Annotated in this window: 12 protein-coding genes and 1 pseudogene; 4 read left to right on the top strand and 9 right to left on the bottom strand. The window is 70.5% G+C overall.

What is annotated here, in order from left to right; genetic code table 11:
• Positions 1-126: 126 nt before the first annotated feature.
• Positions 127-1,179: a DUF3533 domain-containing protein gene (locus tag ACIP63_RS36170; protein WP_401524691.1), complete on the top strand. Its 1,053-nt coding sequence runs from the start codon at positions 127-129 to the stop codon at positions 1,177-1,179.
• A 9-nt stretch (positions 1,180-1,188) separates the two neighbouring features.
• Here ACIP63_RS36170 and ACIP63_RS36165 read toward each other — a convergent pair.
• A pseudogene (locus ACIP63_RS36165) lies at positions 1,189-1,353 on the bottom strand (glycosyl transferase); the annotation flags it as partial.
• 379 nt (positions 1,354-1,732) lie between these two features.
• Here ACIP63_RS36165 and ACIP63_RS36160 point away from each other — a divergent pair.
• Positions 1,733-2,224 (top strand): phospholipase, encoded by a 492-nt coding sequence (locus ACIP63_RS36160; protein ID WP_401524688.1) that lies wholly within the window; start codon positions 1,733-1,735, stop codon positions 2,222-2,224.
• A 195-nt stretch (positions 2,225-2,419) separates the two neighbouring features.
• Here ACIP63_RS36160 and ACIP63_RS36155 read toward each other — a convergent pair whose 3' ends face one another.
• Positions 2,420-3,505, bottom strand: coding sequence for a S1 family peptidase (locus ACIP63_RS36155; protein WP_401524686.1), 1,086 nt, complete (start codon positions 3,503-3,505; stop codon positions 2,420-2,422).
• A gap of 436 nt (positions 3,506-3,941) precedes the next feature.
• Here ACIP63_RS36155 and ACIP63_RS36150 point away from each other — a divergent pair, with 436 nt between their 5' ends.
• On the top strand, positions 3,942-4,835 hold the full coding sequence (locus tag ACIP63_RS36150) for an alpha/beta fold hydrolase (protein WP_401524683.1): 894 nt from the start codon (positions 3,942-3,944) through the stop codon (positions 4,833-4,835).
• 51 nt (positions 4,836-4,886) lie between these two features.
• Here ACIP63_RS36150 and fxsT read toward each other — a convergent pair whose 3' ends face one another.
• From fxsT to fxsA, 4 genes are all read right to left on the bottom strand, one after another.
• Positions 4,887-8,819, bottom strand: coding sequence for an FxSxx-COOH system tetratricopeptide repeat protein (gene fxsT / locus ACIP63_RS36145; protein WP_401524680.1), 3,933 nt, complete (start codon positions 8,817-8,819; stop codon positions 4,887-4,889).
• On the bottom strand, positions 8,816-10,117 hold the full coding sequence (gene fsxC, locus ACIP63_RS36140; RefSeq protein WP_401524677.1) for an FxsC protein: 1,302 nt from the start codon (positions 10,115-10,117) through the stop codon (positions 8,816-8,818). Before fsxC ends, fxsT begins: the two co-directional genes overlap by 4 nt.
• A 150-nt stretch (positions 10,118-10,267) precedes the next feature.
• Positions 10,268-12,544 (bottom strand): radical SAM/SPASM protein FxsBH, inactivated beta-hydroxylase extension form, encoded by a 2,277-nt coding sequence (gene fxsBH / locus ACIP63_RS36135; protein WP_401524675.1) that lies wholly within the window; start codon positions 12,542-12,544, stop codon positions 10,268-10,270.
• A 111-nt stretch (positions 12,545-12,655) separates the two neighbouring features.
• On the bottom strand, positions 12,656-12,895 hold the full coding sequence (gene fxsA / locus ACIP63_RS36130) for an FxSxx-COOH cyclophane-containing RiPP peptide (protein WP_401524672.1): 240 nt from the start codon (positions 12,893-12,895) through the stop codon (positions 12,656-12,658).
• Between the two features lie 138 nt (positions 12,896-13,033).
• Between fxsA and ACIP63_RS36125 the strand changes: the two genes are divergently transcribed.
• The gene (locus ACIP63_RS36125; protein WP_401524670.1) at positions 13,034-13,963 is read left to right on the top strand and encodes a DUF4231 domain-containing protein; all 930 of its coding nucleotides are present in this window, start codon (positions 13,034-13,036) and stop codon (positions 13,961-13,963) included.
• Between the two features lie 12 nt (positions 13,964-13,975).
• Here the strand turns inward: ACIP63_RS36125 and ACIP63_RS36120 are convergent, their stop codons facing one another.
• The 3 genes from ACIP63_RS36120 to ACIP63_RS36110 form a co-directional block, all read right to left on the bottom strand.
• Positions 13,976-14,455 (bottom strand): hypothetical protein, encoded by a 480-nt coding sequence (locus ACIP63_RS36120; protein ID WP_401524667.1) that lies wholly within the window; start codon positions 14,453-14,455, stop codon positions 13,976-13,978.
• A gap of 187 nt (positions 14,456-14,642) precedes the next feature.
• Positions 14,643-15,545 carry a S1 family peptidase gene (locus ACIP63_RS36115; RefSeq protein ID WP_401524664.1) on the bottom strand — a complete coding sequence of 301 codons (903 nt, stop codon included), beginning with the start codon at positions 15,543-15,545 and terminating at the stop codon, positions 14,643-14,645.
• 283 nt (positions 15,546-15,828) lie between these two features.
• Positions 15,829-16,635 (bottom strand): DUF1684 domain-containing protein, encoded by an 807-nt coding sequence (locus ACIP63_RS36110; protein ID WP_401524661.1) that lies wholly within the window; start codon positions 16,633-16,635, stop codon positions 15,829-15,831.
• Positions 16,636-16,637 lie beyond the last annotated feature (2 nt).

The following is a 16,637-nucleotide window of genomic DNA, read 5'->3' as shown; positions in this document are numbered from 1 at the left end:
ACCCCCTCGCTCTCCACCATAGACCAAGTTTCGAACGTTCGTACGATAACCGGGTGCGGGGCCACCTCTCCGCCATTCGGCCCGGCCCCACCTGCGCGAACGCCGGACTGCCCGGACCGTGGGGGCATGACTTTCGCTGACGAGGTGAAGAGCGCCGTCACCACACGGGCCGCGCTACTGGTTGTCGGCGTCCTGGCACTGCAGCTGCTGTTCATCGCCTCGTACGTCGGCGCGCTGCACAGGCCCGACCCGACGGATGTCGCCTTCGGGGTCGTCGCCCCGCAGCAGGTGTCCGGGCGGCTCGTCACCCAGCTGAGTGATCTGCCGGGCGGCCCGCTCGACCCGCGCGCGGTCTCCGGCGAGGCCGAGGCCCGCCGGCAGATCCAGAACCGCGAGATCGACGGCGCCCTGATCGTCAGCCCCACCGGGGCGACGGACACCGTGCTCGTGGCGTCCGGGGGCGGCACCGTGCTGGCCACCTCGCTCACCAAGATCATCAAGGAGGCGGAGGGGCCCCGGCAGCGCACCGTACGGACCGTGGACGTGGCACCCGCCTCCCCGGACGACTTCGACGGCCTCTCGTCGTTCTACCTGGTCGTGGGCTGGTGCGTGGGCGGTTACCTCTGCGCGTCGATCCTGGCGATCAGCGCGGGCACCAAGCCGGCCAACCGGCAGCGCGCGGTGATCCGCACCGCGGTCATGGCGCTGTACTCGATCGCGGGCGGCATCGGCGGCGCGGTCATCATCGGTCCCGTCCTCGGCGCGCTCCCTGGCAGCGTCTGGGCCCTGGCCGGGCTGGGCGCCCTGACCGTCTTCGCGGTCGGCATGATCACGCTCGCCCTGGAGGCGCTCACCGGCATCGTCGGCATCGGCCTGGCCGTCCTGCTCATCGTGATCGCGGGCAACCCGAGCGCCGGCGGCGCCTTCCCGCTGCCGATGCTGCCGGACTTCTGGCGGGCGATCGGCCCCGCCCTGCCGCCGGGAGCGGGCACCTGGGTGGCCCGCTCGATCGCGTACTTCAGGGGCAACGCGGTCACCGGCCCCCTGCTGGTGCTCTCCGCCTGGGCGGTCGCCGGCACGGTCCTGACCCTGCTCCTGTCGATGCGCCGCCGGGACCGGCAGGCCGCCGGGGCCGGGGGAACGGCGGCCTCCCCCGGGAACGGCTCGACCCTCACCTGAGCCCGGGGGTCAGCCCGGCACCCCCTCGACCGGACCGGCCGCCCGCACCGCGCCGCCCTCGGCGCGGAGCCGCGCCGAGCGCCGGGCGACCTCGGGGTCGGCGACGAGTTCGGTGAGCGCGGCGCGCAGCGCCCCGGCGGTGGCGTCCGCCGTGCCGATGCGGCGGGCGACGCCTCGTGTACGCCGATCCCAGGGAGACGAGCAGCACGCTCTCCGCACCCGTCGGCGGGACCCACGCCTCCCGGTCCGCGCGGGAGCCTAAGCGCGGACGCGAACTTCGCCCGGTGCGCGTCGGCGCCCGGCAGCGCCCACAGCTGTGCCGCCACGTCCTCGTCGTAGCCGTCCCAGCCACGAAGGCCGGGAGAGCTGGAGGACGGGCCGGGAACGGGGCGACACGGCCGGCCGCCCCCGGCCGGGGGAAAGCCGAATTTCTGGCGACGAACAGGCGAAGCAGCTAGGCATGGCAGGTGCATGACGTCATTCTGGAGCGGCCTCGCGTAACCCGCGGGGAGCACGGACGGCCCAACCCCCTTTCACACACCGGAGGTTGCTCATGCGTCGCCGATTCACCATCCCGCTCGCCGCAGTCGCGATGTCACTCCCGCTCGCCCTGATACCCGCCGCATCCGCTTCGGCCGCCCCCGCGGACAAACCCCAGGTCCTCAGCTCCTGGACCCAGACGAGCGCCTCGAGCTACAACGCGTGGAACGCCGCCCGCAACAACCAGGGCGCCTGGGCCGCGTACGGCTTCAACTGGTCGACGGACTACTGCAGCACCTCGCCCGACAACCCGTTCGGCTTCCCCTTCCAGACGGCCTGCGCCCGCCACGACTTCGGCTACCGCAACTACAAGGCCGCCGGCACGTTCACCGCGAACAAGTCCCGCATCGACTCTGCGTTCTACTCGGACCTCAAGCGCGTGTGCGCCGCCTATTCCGGCGCCACGCTGACCTCGTGCAACGCCACGGCGTGGACGTACTACCACGCCGTGGACATCTTCGGCGTCGCCCCGGCCAAGGCGGGCAACCTCTCGCTCACTGCGTGAGGCAGGGGCCTGAGGCCGCCGTTGCAGCGGCCTCAGGCCTCGTTCACAGGAGGACCCGCAGGGGCACGCGAGGGCCGGCCCACATCGAGGACGCGGGCCACCCGGACTGAAACGCCGCCTGCGAGCGGGAGAGCCCGCCCCCTCGTACGAGAGGGCGGGCTCGCCGGTCCACCGGAACCGGAGAAGGGCCGGAGGTCAGCCGATCTCGGCGCCGAACGCAGCCAGCGCCTCGGGCACCGGCTGGAAGAACGTCTCCCCGCCGGCGGAGCAGTCACCGCTGCCGCCCGAGGTGAGACCGAGCGCGGTGTCGCCCGCGAAGAGCGAGCCGCCGCTGTCGCCGGGCTCGGCGCAGACCGTGGTCTGGATGAGGCCGTTGACGATGTCGCCATTGCCGTAGTTGACCGTGGCGTCCAGCGCGGTGACCTCACCGTCGTGGACCTGGGTGGTGGAGCCGCTGCGGGTCACCGTCTGGCCGACGGTCGCGTCGCCCGCCTGGGTGATCGCCTGGGTGGAGCCGTCGTAGAGGTCCACCTCGCTGGGGTGCTCGACGTCGGAGGTGTACTTGACCAGGCCGTAGTCGTTGTCCGGGAAGCTGGAGCCCTCGTTGGCTCCGATCTCCGCGCCGCCCTGCGAGTCGGACCAGCTGGTGATCCCCTCGGTGCAGTGGCCGGCGGTCAGGAAGTACGGCTCGCCGCCCTTGACCACGTTGAAGCCGAGCGAGCAGCGCCCGCCGTCGCCCCAGATGGCGTCGCCGCCCGCGATGAGCGGCTTGAACTCCCCTGCGGACTTCTTGAGTTCGGCCTTGGTGCCGAGCCCGTCGACCACCTTGCTGAGCTTGTCCCAGGCCGCGCCGTCGACCGTACGGTCGGCCGTGACGACCACCTTGTTGCTCACCGGGTCGACCGCCCACGAGGTGCCGGGGATGGTGGCCTTGTCGGTGAGGGTCTGCCGCGCGTTCGTCAGCTCGGCGAGCGTGTGCTGTACGAGTCTGGCCTTGCCGCCCGCCTGGCGGACCTGCTCGGCCGCCGCCTCGTCGATGACGTTGACGACGAGGTTCTTGGCCTCGGCGTCGTAGTACGAGCCCGCCTTGTCACCGCCAAGGGCCTTGTCCAGGGTGGTGGCGAGACTTCCGGCCGAATGGGCGCTGAGGGTCTTCGCGGTGAACTCGGGCACGTCGTCACTCGCGTTCGCGGTCTGGAACGTGACTCCTGCCGCGACCAGGGCGAGGACGGCCGATCCGGCCAGGGCCACACGCTTCCTGGGTATGCGTCGGTGCTTCAACTTCGACCTCCTGTGGGGCCGTGCACGGACAAGTGGGGTGTCCGGAGCACGGAGGATGGGGCGCCCACTATTCCGATGCGGCCGATAGCACACAAGGTCGACTTCTGGACGCGCACACGACGACGACGGTTCACCCGCGCCGTGTTCACAACCCGGGCGTCGCACCACGTCGGTTCCGTTCGCGAACACCCGGGGCGATGACCCGTCTGCAGCGGGTGAGGACTAGTCCTGTCCTGTAATGGCTCCTGGAGTCCGGATGCTGTGGAGTGCACTCCTGAAGCCGGACACCACCGAATGCCCCCGAACGTCCCGAACACCACCGGCTCGTTCCGCCAGGGAGTGCCGGTATCGCCTCCGATAGGTCATCATCGAACTGGCAGTGAACACCGGGCAGTTGATGTCCGGACCGAGCGGGGTGATGAGCGGAGGGGACGTCGTGCGGAGTCGGGTGCGCGTGGCCGACGGACGGCATCTGATGGTCGAGCGACAGGGGGACCCCCGCGGCAGACCGGTGTTCCTCCTGCACGGCATGCCGGGAAGCCGGCTGGGGCCCGCCCCACGCGGGATGGTCCTCTACCAGCGGAACATGCAGCTGATCGCCTACGACCGCCCGGGGTACGGCGGCTCGGACCGGCTGCCGGGGCGGCGGGTGATGGACGTCGCCGAGGACGTACGGGCGATCGCGGACTCCCTCGGCCTGGAACGCTTCGCCGTGGTCGGCCGTTCCGGCGGCGCACCGCACGCTCTGGCCTGCGCCGCGCTGATGCCCGACCGGGTCACCCGTGGCGCCGCTCTGGTCAGCCTGGCTCCCCCGGACGCCGAAGGGCTCGACTGGTTCGACGGGATGGCCGCTTCCAACGTGCTCGCGTACTCCCGGGCCGCGGCGGATCCGGACGGACTGGCGGAATCCTTCATCAGCCGCTCGGCGGAGATCCGGCAGAACCCGGCGCGGCTCCTGGACGACCTGCGCCGGGAGCTGACCGACTCCGACCGCACCGTGGTCAACGACGCCGGGATCCGCACGATGCTGCTCGCCAACTTCCGTGAGGGGCTGCGCACATCGGCGTACGGCTGGATCGACGACGCGCTCGCGTTCTGCAGGCCGTGGGGGTTCGACCCCGCCGACATCAGGTGTCCCGTGATGCTGTGGCACGGCGTGAAGGACGTGTTCTCCCCTGTGGGCCACTCCCGGTGGCTGGCCGAACAGATCCCGGGCGCCACCGCCGTACTGGAACCGGCGGCGGCGCACTTCGACGCGCTGTCCGTGCTGCCCGAGGTGCTCAACTGGCTGCTGGACGAACGGGAAGCAGGGAAAGCGGCGGTCTGCTGACCCCGGAGGGTGCCCCGGGCTCCGGAGGTCCGGAGCCCGGGGCACCCCGGCTCACACCGACATCGGCTCCAGCTCGCGCCAGAACCTCCGCTCGTCCCGCGCTATCCGGGTCAGCGGGTGCTCGTCGCCGAGCTGCCGTGCCAGTTCGTCCCCCGTCTCCGCCCGCAGGCTCAGCGCCTCGTCCTTGCGCCCCATCGCTTCGAGCGTGACCGCGATGTTCGACGTCATGGCCAGGGTCTCCGGGTGATGCGCCCCCAGAACGTCCCGGAGCTGGCCGGCGACCCGCCGCTCCGTCTCCAGGACGAGTTCGAGATCGCCCCGTCCGGCCGTCGCGTTCGCCAGGTTCATGACGCAGAACAGCGTGTTCGGGTGCTCCCGGCCGAACACCTCGCGCATCGAGGCGACCACCCGCGTCAGCAGCTTCTCCGCCTCCAGCGGGGCGCCCGCCCCCGAGAGGTAGGCACCCAGGTTGTTCTGCGCGGCCAGGGTGTACGGATGGTGCTCCCCCGGCACGTTCATGTACTGGTCCACCACTTCCTGCGCGGTGTCCCTCGCCTCGACCGCCTCCCCCGCGGCGAACAGGTCGGACGCCAGGTTGAGGTCGCAGGCCAGTGACTCGGGGTTGGCCGAGGTGTACTTGGCCCGGTACCTCGCCCGGGTCGCCACCGTCAGCCTCCGCGCGTCCTCCAGCTGCCCCGCCCTGCGCAGCGAGACCGCCAGACTCTTGGCGGCGCTGAGCGTGGTGGGGTAGGTCCGGCCGAGGGTGGCCTTGTACGCGTCGTAGGTCCGGCTGAGCAGACCGACCGAGTCCTCGTACCGCCCCACCTCGCGCAGATCACGTGCCAGCGAGATCGCGGAGGACAGGCTGTACGGGTGCTCGGGGCCCAGGACCTCGGACCGCAGGTCGTAGACGTCCTGGTCGATCTCCCTGGCGCGGGCGTACTGCCCGACGCTCCGCAGGTTCAGTGCCAGGTTGTTCGCCGCGGCCAGCGTCCGGGGATGCCTGTCGTGGAAGATCTGGCTGAACCCCTCGTGCGCCGCGGTCGCCAGCTCGATCGCCTTGCCGTAGTCACCGAGGAGCCCGAGGTCGATCGCCAGGCTGCTGGTGGTCATGTACGTGTGCGGATGCTCCGGCCCCAGCACCGCCCGCTGCCTGCCCAGGGTGACCTCGTCGAGCTCCTTGGCCTCCACGTACCGGCCGCGGGTGCGCAGGATGTTGGAGAGGTGGAAGCAGAGGTAGAGGTACTGGAGATCCTGGTTGCCCAGCATCTCCCGCCAGGTGTCGCGGAGTTCGTCCCCGAGCCGGCCCGCCGTCCGGACGTCTCCGCGCTTCCACAGGTAGCGCACCCGGTCGATGAGCAGCCTGCGGGTCTCCGGATCCTTGCAGTTGCGCGCGTCGGACGGGCCGAGGTGCGGCCAGATCGTGGCGAAGCGCGGCCAGGTCTCGGGGTTGTCGATCGGCTCGTCGTCGTCCGGCCGGGCGCCCGCCAGGATGCGGTGGACGACATGCCTCGCCTCGCGCTGCTCCTCCTCGCTGAGCTGGGCCCTGATCACCGCCTGCACCAGACGGTGCACCTGGATGGAGTTCGACACCTGGTCGACCTTGGCCAGGGCGAAGCGGCCGATCTCCCGGATGACCCGGCCCAGGACCAGCTTCTCCTGGAGCGAGGCGTCGTACGGCTTCAGTGCCTCGATCATCTCCTTGCTGTAGAGGAGGTTCGCGGAGATCGGCTCGGGCGCGAAGAACGCGCAGAGCTGGAGCAGGCGCACCGCGGCGGGTGAACGCTCCTTGAGGCGTTCGATGGAGATGTTCCAGGTGGCGGCGACGGGCTGCGGATATCCGGCCGGCTGGTTCAGGGCCAGGACCTCCGGAGCCTGCTGGGCCAGCTGCTCCAGATAGGTGTCGATCGGGGTCGCGGTCTCCGCGATCCACGCCGCCGCCTGTTCCACCGCCAGCGGCAGGTCTCCGACCGCGGTGGCCACCTGGGCGGCGTCCTCGTCGCTCAGCCCCGGTGCACGGCGCTGGAGGTGCTCGATCGACTCCTCCCGCAGGAACACGTCGACGGGCAGCGCGTCACCGTGCTGCGACCAGGACTGGTTCCTCGACGTGACGAGGATGTGACCGGATCCGCCCTGCGGGAAGTACCGGCTGAGGCGTTCCGGATCGTCGGCGTTGTCGAACACCAGCAGCCAGCGTTCCGAGGGCACCCCCCGCCGCAGCAGGTCCACGGCCTCCTGCGAGGCGGCCGCCATGTCGTCCCCGCCCTGGGCACCCAGCCGTACGGCGAGTTCGGCGAGGCTGGCCACGACGTCGTCGATCTGCTCGGACGATATCCACCACACCAGGTCGTAGTCGGCCATGAAGCGGTGCACGTACTCCAGGGCCACCTGTGTCTTGCCGACGCCACCCAGGCCGTACAGGGTCTGCGGCTGCGGCAGCACGACGGCCATGCCGCCGCCGAGCTGGTCGCGCATCCGCTCCAGGACCAGGGAACGGCCGGTGAAGCCGGGGTTGCGGGGCGGCGCGTTCCAGATCCTCGGCACGGTGCCGGGGAAGCGGGGGCCGGGCGACATCCCGTCGCCGAGCTGCACCGGCCGGTCCAGGGCGCGCATCAGGGCCGTGGTGGCGTGCACCTCGTCCAGCCGGAACAGGTCGACCGGGTTGCGGTCGATGTACGGCGCGGAGAGCCGGACGTCGCTGACCCTGAGCGGCAGCAGCTGCCGCCGCCCGCCCCCGGGGTCCTCGGAGACGGCGCGCTCCCAGAGGTCCACGGCCCGCTGGGACTTGAGGTAGGCGCTGGAGAGCAGGACGACGGTGCGGGTCGCGGTCTCGACGGCGTGGTTCGCGTCCATGGGGCCGGGCTCGGCGGAGACGTCGCGCGGGACCACCCGGAACCCGGCCCGGGTGAGGACGGATTCGATCCAGTCGGCCCACATGCGGTTCTCCGCCACATAGCTGAGGAAGAGATCGGCGGGCAGGGCCGGCCTGCGGCGGGTGAACGCGTCGCGGATGCGCAGCCGGACCTCCTCACCGACCGGGGGCATCGAGGTGATCTCCTGCTGGGTGACGACCGCGGTGAGACGCTCGAACGCGGACAGGAGCGAGTTGCTGAGCCCGGCCTCGTCGCCGAAGGTCGCGAGGGTCTCCTCGTACGCGTAGTAGGGGCGGTACGGGATCTCCACCGCGCCCCAGTAGGCGGTGAGTTCGTCGCCCGAGAGGTCACGGGGCAGCCGGTCGAACTTCAGCCGGGCCAGCGCCCGCCCCGCGTCGGCCTTCTCCTTCTCGCCCTCGTCGATCCGCATGGGGACGGGGAAGATCGAGATGGGTCGGCCGGTGTAGCGCTCGGCGATCTGCCGGGCGACGGAGGCCGCACCGTCGATGGACTGGTCGCTGAGGGTGAAGCAGTCGACGAGCACGTCCGGGAGGTGGACGGTGCAGATGTCGGCGATGTCGCTGAGACCCGTACGGCTGTCGATGAGGACGTAGTCGTAGTTGGCCTTCATGTCGTCCCGCAGGGCGTCGAAGAAGTGGCCGCCGCCGAGCCGGTCGTAGAAGTTGTCCCAGTCGAAGGTGGAGACGGTCGCGGAGTACTCGCGGTTCTGCCGTCCGGCGGAGACGAAGTCGAGGGTGCCGCCCCTCGGGAACTCCCAGCCCAGCGCCTCGGGGGTGAGCGAGACGGCGTGCGGCTGGATACGGGCGTAGTCGCGGTGCCAGTCGTCGGCCCGCTGGGCGGGGTTGGTCGCGGCCCAGGCGTATTCGGTGATCAGGTCGATCACGCCGGTGGTGGCCCCGAGCGTCGAGGGATCGAGGAAGGGGTGGAAGAACCGGTGGAGCCCCGGTGCCTCCAGGTCCCAGTCGACCGCCAGCACCCGCTTGCCGTTGGCGGCCAGGATCCAGGCGGTGTTGGCCAGGGCCATGGTGCGCCCCGTACCGCCCTTGTACGAGTAGAAAGTGACGATGCGCCCGTCACGACCGGCCGTCATACGTCCTCCGCATCCGTCGCAGGGTCGTGCATGTCGGGTATGAACTGGGTGTTGCCCATGGGCCCCATCAGCCGCGTCCGCTCGCTGTGCCGCCCACCGGCCGGTGGATAGACCGTGGCGTGCCTCAGATACTGCTGGGCAGCCACCTCGACCACTTGGGGCAGGATCTGGCCGAACGCTTCCATACTGGGTACCCCCTTGGCCGCGACACGGCAGAAGGCCCGCCCCTGCCGCATCTTGACCGGCATCGTCTGCTCGAGTTTCTCGGTCAGTTCGGCTTCGGCCGCCCTGCTCTGATGGTCCTCCCTGCACCACGGGACGACCATGGTCACCCAGGGCCGGTTCTCCCGGTCGAAGGCGGCGAGCCGGCGTCTCAGGTCCTCGTCCCGCAGGGCCCAGCGGTCCACCAGGAGGATCTCGGGGGTGCTCGGCGGCTGCTTGCCCTCCCGTTGCCCGGGTTCCTCGTCGAACGACGTGATGACGGCCTGGTAGTTGAGGGAGCGCACGAGCTCTTCGGCGACGTAGGCCAGCGGTCTGGCGGCGGCCGGATGGTAGGGGTTCCACTCCTGCGGATTGTCGCCGTAGTACTCCGGGTTCCGGCCCTCCGGCAGGTCGTGGCGGGTGGGGGCGGCGATGGTGATCCGCATGGGCCTCGGGGCGCCCGCACCGCTGCCCGGCGCACCGAAGGCGCTGGGGACGAGGCGGAAGTCGAGGGGTCTGCCCGAGCCGATCTGCACGCTGTCGGCGACGTGGACGATGCGTTTGGCCAGCTGGTAGACGGCCTGCTCGTAATCCTGGGCGAACAGCGTGAGTTTGATCAGCCCGTAGAGCCCGTCGCTGACGTACCGGTCCCCGAAGTCACGGTGATTGAACTGTAACCGCTCGGCGGGGCCCGGCAGTTGGCTCGGCTGCACCGGCACCCAGAGCGCGGGCACGATCGCCTCCGCGGGCTGGTTCGACCGGGCCCGGTGGTGGATGGCGCGCTGCTCGAAGGCGTACCACTCCTTGCCGCACATCTCGCTGGCGAAGTAGCGCGGCGAGAAGAGCGGGACGAAGACCCGGCAGTTGGCCAGGACGTTGCCCAGCCGTTCGGACCAGCCCTCGCCGGAGCGTATCTCCCGGTCCATGAATCCGGCCGGGGATCCCGCGGGAAGATTGGTCATGGCCATCACATGACCGCAGAGATCTTGGAAAAGCCGTTCGACCCACATGTCTGGGTCCGATCCACCGCCGTACCCCGGTGTATGCGCGTAGCTCAGAAAAAAGTACGGCCGATGGTCTGCTCGCTGTTGCGTCATGCGTGCACACGACCCCCGTCCTGTGTGAGCACCCGCATCCCAGGACTGTGGAGAGGGTGCGAGCGAATTCATCATTCCGGAGCGGACTGTGCTCCACCCCCACGGCGTTCGGTCAATCAACGCCGCTTTTCAGTCATCCATACCCAGGAATCATCGAACACGTTCTTGGCCGACGGCATTCATGAGGATGTTCATCCCACTTGTCCCATGTACACCTCTCACCTCGTCACGGAGCGACCCCAGCAGCCGCATTCCTCCGACAGTGGGTTCGGCCGCCGCGTCCATCATGTCGAGAGCCTCCTGCACTCCGTCCATGAATCCGGGAACGAGGAGAGAGAGTCCCACGCGTTCGTACGTGCCGGCCAGGAGTGCGGAAAAGGGGACCTTCGCATTCCGCTCCCAGGGCAGCCGGTATTCCCAGGCTCCGTCCAGGGCGTAGAGATCCGTGACGTCCAGGAGCGCCCGCAGCCCGGCCCGGCGCAGACCCCGCAGCAGCGCGAGGGCGAGCTCCCCGGTGTCCTCGGCCCATACGAGTCCCACGGTCCCGTGGCCGTGCGGCCGCTTCGTGTTGCGGCCGGCGACGAGCGGGGTCAGCGTGGTCAGGCTCTCCGCGGCGTCCGCCGCCTGGCGCGGCGCGGCCCGTTCCAGCAGCTCCCACGCCCGGCCGACGCCTTCGGCCCAGGCCTCCGCGTCCGCCGGGCTCAGGCGGGGCGCGGCAGGTGCGTCGAAGCAGTCCCTGTACGGATCCAGGTCGTCGAGGGCGAGCCGGGGGGCGCCACCGGCGGCGAAGTGCCGCACCGGGAGCCAGGCGGGCCCCTCCGTCCCGCTCACGACGGTCCGTTCACCGCCGCTCTCACGCCGGACCGCGAATCCCTCACCGAGTGCTCGTACGAGGACCCGTCCCGTCCCGCCCGGCCCGGCGACCCGCAGCTCGCCGAGGGTGGGGAGGAAGAGCCTGCCGTCCCGGTAGTCACAGGGCACCTCCAGGCCGAGCCCGGACCGGACCGCGGCAGCCGCGACGTACGCCGGCAGCCGCAGCGCCTGGCCGACGGCTTCGGGCCGCTCGGCGTGCAGTCCTTCCAGGACGTCCAGCAGCCAGGTGCGCGTATAGGGGTGCGCCATGACGCGGTCGAGTGCCGCGGCGCCCTCGCCGGAGGACTCCAGGACGCCCGCGAGCCCCCAGGCCTCGTCCCACCGGGCGCCGCCACGGCCGTCCAGCGCCTCGTGGAGGCCGGCGAGGAGCGTGCGGGTCAGGTCGTGCTGCTCGGCGGCCAGTTCACTCCGGTCGGCCAGGGCCGGGGACACCGCGGCCGCGCTCGTGCGCGCCTGGACGCCCCGCACCAGGGCCTCCAGGTCGGCGCAGTAGACCGACGGGTTGTCGAAGTCGTTCGCCGAGCTGTACCGGTGGGTGTAGAGCCCGCCGCCGCAGGAGCGTACGACGGGGCACCGGCGGCACGTCTCGCTGACGCCTGCCAGGCCGAGCTGCCGCGCCCGGACCCCGGGGTGGGCGGCGACGTCGTCGAAGGAGTGCGAGAACACGTCGAACCCGGTGGCCGCGGCGCCCTCGTAGGCGCTCTTGAGGGAGTCGACCTGTTCCAGCTGACCGTCCGTCTCGACGACCACCAGGTCCGTGGGGGCGAGCCCCAGGGACTCGGTGAGACTGGGGCCGCCGCTCAGCGTGGAGAGCACCGAGGAGAACAGGCGCACCGGCACCGGGCGCCCCTCCTCCTGCCAGCGGTCGAAGACCGCGAGGAGCCACTCGGCGTAGGCCGTGGGCGATCCGTCCGGGCGGGGCGGCGGCTCGTCCCATGTGGCGTGCGGAAGGAGGAAGTCGATGAGCGGAGGATCGAGTGCCACCAGGGCGTCCAGCACCGCGTGCGGGTCGTTCTCGATGTCGACGGTGCACAGGAGCCCGAGGTTGAGATGGCGGTAGCGGTCCTGGCGGAGGAGCTCGACCGCCTTCAGCACGAGGGGGTGGCTGCTGCGTCCGTCGGCGAATCGCCGGTGCCGGTCGTTGGCCGTACGGTCGCCGTCGAGGGAGATGCCCACCTTGACGTCGAACTCGTCGAAGAGGTCCAGATAACGGGGGCTGAGCTGAAGGCCGTTGGTGTGGATCCTGAGGTCCAGCTCGGAGACGCCCGCCAGGGCCGACCCGAACTCCTCACAGACGCGCCGCAGTCGGGCGGGGCCGGCGAGCAGAGGCTCCCCTCCGTGCAGGATCACTGACACGGAGGGCAGTGCGTGTGTCTTCGCGTGCTCAGCGAGGCGCTGCGCCGTTCTGGAGATGACGTGATCAGAAACAGTCTTCGGCCGGGTTCTCCAGCTCTGATCAGCATGTTCGTAGACATAGCAATGATCGCAGGCTAGGTCACACCTGCTGTGAACCTTCAGAACGATTTCGCGGAACGGGACCGCGGGGCCTGTCATTCCACCACTCTAGTCCAGCCGCGCCGTGAATCCGGACGACGGGCCACAGTAGCCGATCGGCCGAACGGGTGGAATTCTTACGGTTTTACGGCAGCGGCGGCCCTGCTGTTCCTACAGCGAGGAGTTGAATGTCGAGATCTGTGTCGGACGGCCGCCTGCCGTCGCGAGCACCCGGCCCATCTTCTCAGCTGCTGCACTGCCTGATGCGTCGATCTTCGCGAGTGGCACACGACGCTTCGCGACAGCGAAGCTCGGGGTGGATTCGTAGGTCTTCACGGCCGTCCTTGATGGGCTCGTTCCGGACACGGAAAACAGCACCGGCACCTGCACCATTGCAGTGTCCGGCGGCACGACTTTACTCTCATGGCCCCGGTGTGCAACTCGACGCGTACAGCCGTAACCCGAGTGATTTACGGGACTACTCCAAATGGGCCATAACCCATTCAGGCACCGCCCGGGGCGACCACTACATCGAATACAGGGGTGATCATGACGGCGATTCCAGGACCGCTGCAGAGCATGGTCTTCAGGAGCGCTGATCTGCCCGCACTCTTCCACCACACCGACGCCGTGGCCGTCGCACGCCAGCGCGAGGCGGTCAACACCACCCGCGGCCAGCTGGTCCTGCTCGTCCTGGGCACCGTGCCCGCCGCCCTGCCGTGGCGCGCCGAGACCGGTTCCGGTATCCAACTCCTCAATGGTATCGCGGTGTTGGCGTACCTCGGTGTCCTGATCACGACCTACCTCGGCTCCCGGCGCAAAGCAAAGTCGCACTGGCAACTCAACCGCTCCGCAGCGGAGTTCATCAAGTCCAACTGCTGGCGCTACGCGGTCCACGGCTCCCCCTTCGACTCCTCCGTCCAGCACCCCGAGGCGGTGTTCGCCAGCCGGCTCGAGGAGGGGCTCCAGGAGTTACGGAAGGTGGGATGGGACGACCCGAGGGAGGAGATGGCGGACTCCGGCGGCGGTCTCATCACCGCGTCCATGCGGGAGTTGCGGGAGAAGGCGTTCACCGTACGCAAGGAGACGTACGTCCGGGACCGGCTGATCGAGCAGCGGCGCTGGTACCGCAGGCGCAGGCTGGTGTCGCGGCGCGGTGCGCTCGTGTGGTCCAGCACCATCGCCGCGCTGACGCTCCCGGCGCTGGTCCTCGCCGTGCTGCAGACCTTCGGCGGCGCCGGGTCGTTCGCGCTCACCGGGACGTTCTCCGCCGCTGCCGCCGCCTGTCTCGCCTGGAACGAGATGCGCCGGCACCATCCTCTGGTGACCGCGCACTCCCTGGTCGAGGACGACCTGGAGAACATGCAGGCCGCGATGGAGACCACCCTCACCGAACGGCAGTGGGCGGCCGCCGTCTTCGAGACCGAGCGGATCGTCTCGCCCGAGCACACGGACTGGCTGGTCAGGCACCGCATGTGAGTGCGCGGGGGCTCAGCCGCGCTCCACGCCGTCGCGCCAGACGACGGTGACCGGCCGGCCGAGGCTGCGGGCGTAGGTCACGATGTCGCCGGTGCCTCCGAGGCCCCGTGCGGGCATGCCGTCCCAGACCGCGATCAGCCGGTCGCAGTGGTCGGCGATCCAGGCGCCCGCCGCGTAGTAGGCCTCGTCGGTGGAGTGCGGGAAGTCCAGCCGGATCTCGCGGGCGGCCCGTGCCTTGAGCGTCCGGTAGCGCGCGAGGTCCGCCTCGTCGGCGAAGCCGTCCTCGTAGTCCCCGCTGGGGATGACCACGGTCAGCTCCGCGCCCTGGGCCAGCGCGAGGTCGGCGAAGAGCTGGTCCGCCCCGACCGCCAGGCTGGAGAGCGCCTCCAGGGAGCCCTCGTGTCCGCACAGTGCCGCCCTCAGCCCCTCCAGCACATGCTCCTGGGCCTCCTGGGGGATGGAACGGTGACCGGTCACTCCGATGCGTTTCACGGACCTGGAACCCCCCTGGTGTCTGCGGGGGCTCCCGGCAGGCATCCCTCCGGACCGCACAGCGTCCGCCCCCCGTGGTACCTCTGCGACCGACCGTCCCCACATCCTCTCAAGAGCCACGGGCCGAAAGGGAGCCCCCGCCGGGGATCGGCGGGGGCTCACGGGAGTGCGGCGGTGTCCGGCCGGGTCAGAACACGCTGACGCCGTACGCGCTGAGTGCTTCGGTGACCGGCTGGAAGAAGGTCGTCCCGCCGGAGCTGCAGTTGCCGCTGCCGCCGGAGGTGAGACCGATCGCCCGGGTGCCCGAGTAGAGGGGCCCGCCGGAGTCACCGGGTTCGGCGCACACATTGGTGCGGATCATGCCGTAGACGATGTCGCCACCGCCGTAGTTGACCGTGGCGTTGAGGCCGGTGACGGAGCCGCTGTGGGTGCCGGTGGTCGAGCCGCGCCGGGTGACGGACATGCCGACGGTGGCGTTGGCCGCGCTGGTGATGTCCTGGCTGCCGACGGTGCCGGACTTGGTGACCGAGGTGTTGGTGTAGCGGACGATGCCGTAGTCGTTGGTCGGGAAGCTCGATCCCGTGGTCGTGCCGAGGACGGTGGTGTGGGCCGAGTTGGACCACCAGGTCCCGGCGCCGTCGGTGCAGTGTCCTGCCGTCAGGAAGTAGTAGGTGCTGCCGCTGCGGACGTTGAAGCCCAGGGAGCAGCGCCAGCTGGAGGCGTAGACGGCGTCGCCGCCCGAGATCAGCTTGCTGAACTTTCCTGGGGTGCGTTCGATGCGCAGGGCGCCCGCGTTGGCGCCGGCGGACTCCTTGATCTCGTTGATCTCCGCCTGCGAGACCGTGCTGTCGACGGTGACGACCACCCGTCCGGTCGCCGGGTCGACGTTCCAGGCGGTGCCGGCGATGTCGGCGTCGAGCACGGCCTCTCCGGCCGCGCTGAGCTGGTCGGCGCCGTATGTTCCGGCCTGGTCGGCGTTGGCCGCCGGGACGGCGAGAGCGGCGACGGCTACGAGGCCCGCGGAGACGGCCGTGATCCGGGTGCGTCTGGCGGTGCTGCCGCTGCGGGGGTTGGTGCGCTTGATCCTCACTTTTCATTCCTCCCGAGGGGAATCGGGGGCCCGCCTGTGGGGTGGCCGGGCCCGTGAGGCGCGGTCATGAAGCGCGACAGCATTCCGAAAAGCGTTCGAATTCCGGATGTGTCGCACTCCTGACGGGCGCTGCTCGGGAGTATCAGGGGGCGTCAGAAGGCCGCGCAAGGGCGCCTTTTCGGACGCGGGTGGGCACGGCGTGGCGGGCCCCGGCACCCCTGGGGCCGCCGGGGCCCCCGGGGCTGACGGGGCCGTCTTCGCCTCGTGCCCGGGGTGGGACGGTTCAGCCGTCGATACGGTTCCGCTCCCCCGCGGGGACCGCCACCGTGAGGGTGTTGCCCGGCGGCGGGAAGGGGCAGATGAAGTGGTCGGCGAAGGCGCACGGCGGCAGCAGGGCGCGGTTGAAGTCGACGTGCACCCGACCTTCCGCGTCGGGCGCCGGAGGCCTAAGGAAGCGGAAGCGGTAGCTGCCGTCCCCGCTGGTGGTGTCGGCGAAGACGGCCCAGAGCGAACCGTCGGGCTCGACCGCCACCTGGAGGGTGTGCTCGGCGCCGTCCAGGGTGAAGGCGATCTCGCCCGCGAGCCCCAGCCCCCGCCGGCGCCCGTCGGCGTTCTCGACGCGGACGGTCCGGTCGGAGTCGTACGGCCTGAAGGTGCCGACCAGCGACCACTTCGGGTCGTACGGGGTGGCGTCGATGGTCCGGAAGGCGTGCCTGGCCGGGGACCGGGGATCGAAGTCCCGTACGGCCCACAGGCCTTCGCGGCTCAGCACGACCAGGCGGCGCTCGCCCTGTGCCACCCGGGAGGTGTCGATGGGTCCGCGGTCGGCGCCGAGGCGGACCGCGCCGGACAGCGGCTTCGTGTCGACGGTCAGCCCGTCCTCGGGGGTGGCGGTGAGCACCACCTCGCCGCCTTCCTCGCGCCACTGACCGGGCACGGCCGGAATTCGACCCTCGGGGTGGTCGGCGAGCCAGTGGGTGCCGGTGAGGGAGAGCGGGCCGTGCGGCGCGGCCACGGCGACGATGCGCCGCTCGTGCCAGCGCTGCCAGGCGTGGAACTCCTCGCTGTCCTGCTGTGCGTCCGTGCTCATGC

Origin of the sequence: Streptomyces sp. NPDC088746, assembly GCF_044751065.1 — a bacterium.
Taxonomy (GTDB): Bacteria; Actinomycetota; Actinomycetes; order Streptomycetales; family Streptomycetaceae; genus Streptomyces.
The sequence above is the reverse complement of the archived record's forward strand: the minus strand, read 5'-3'. Positions and strand labels throughout refer to the sequence as shown.

Coding starts and splice junctions, on each gene's coding strand:
- fsxC (WP_401524677.1), bottom strand. CDS start 10,117: ATGACGCAACAGCGAGCAGACCATCGGCCGTACTTTTTTCTGAGCTAC.
- fxsBH (WP_401524675.1), bottom strand. CDS start 12,544: ATGACAGGCCCCGCGGTCCCGTTCCGCGAAATCGTTCTGAAGGTTCAC.
- ACIP63_RS36110 (WP_401524661.1), bottom strand. CDS start 16,635: ATGAGCACGGACGCACAGCAGGACAGCGAGGAGTTCCACGCCTGGCAG.
- ACIP63_RS36160 (WP_401524688.1), top strand. CDS start 1,733: ATGCGTCGCCGATTCACCATCCCGCTCGCCGCAGTCGCGATGTCACTC.
- ACIP63_RS36125 (WP_401524670.1), top strand. CDS start 13,034: ATGACGGCGATTCCAGGACCGCTGCAGAGCATGGTCTTCAGGAGCGCT.
- fxsT (WP_401524680.1), bottom strand. CDS start 8,819: ATGACGGCCGGTCGTGACGGGCGCATCGTCACTTTCTACTCGTACAAG.
- ACIP63_RS36170 (WP_401524691.1), top strand. CDS start 127: ATGACTTTCGCTGACGAGGTGAAGAGCGCCGTCACCACACGGGCCGCG.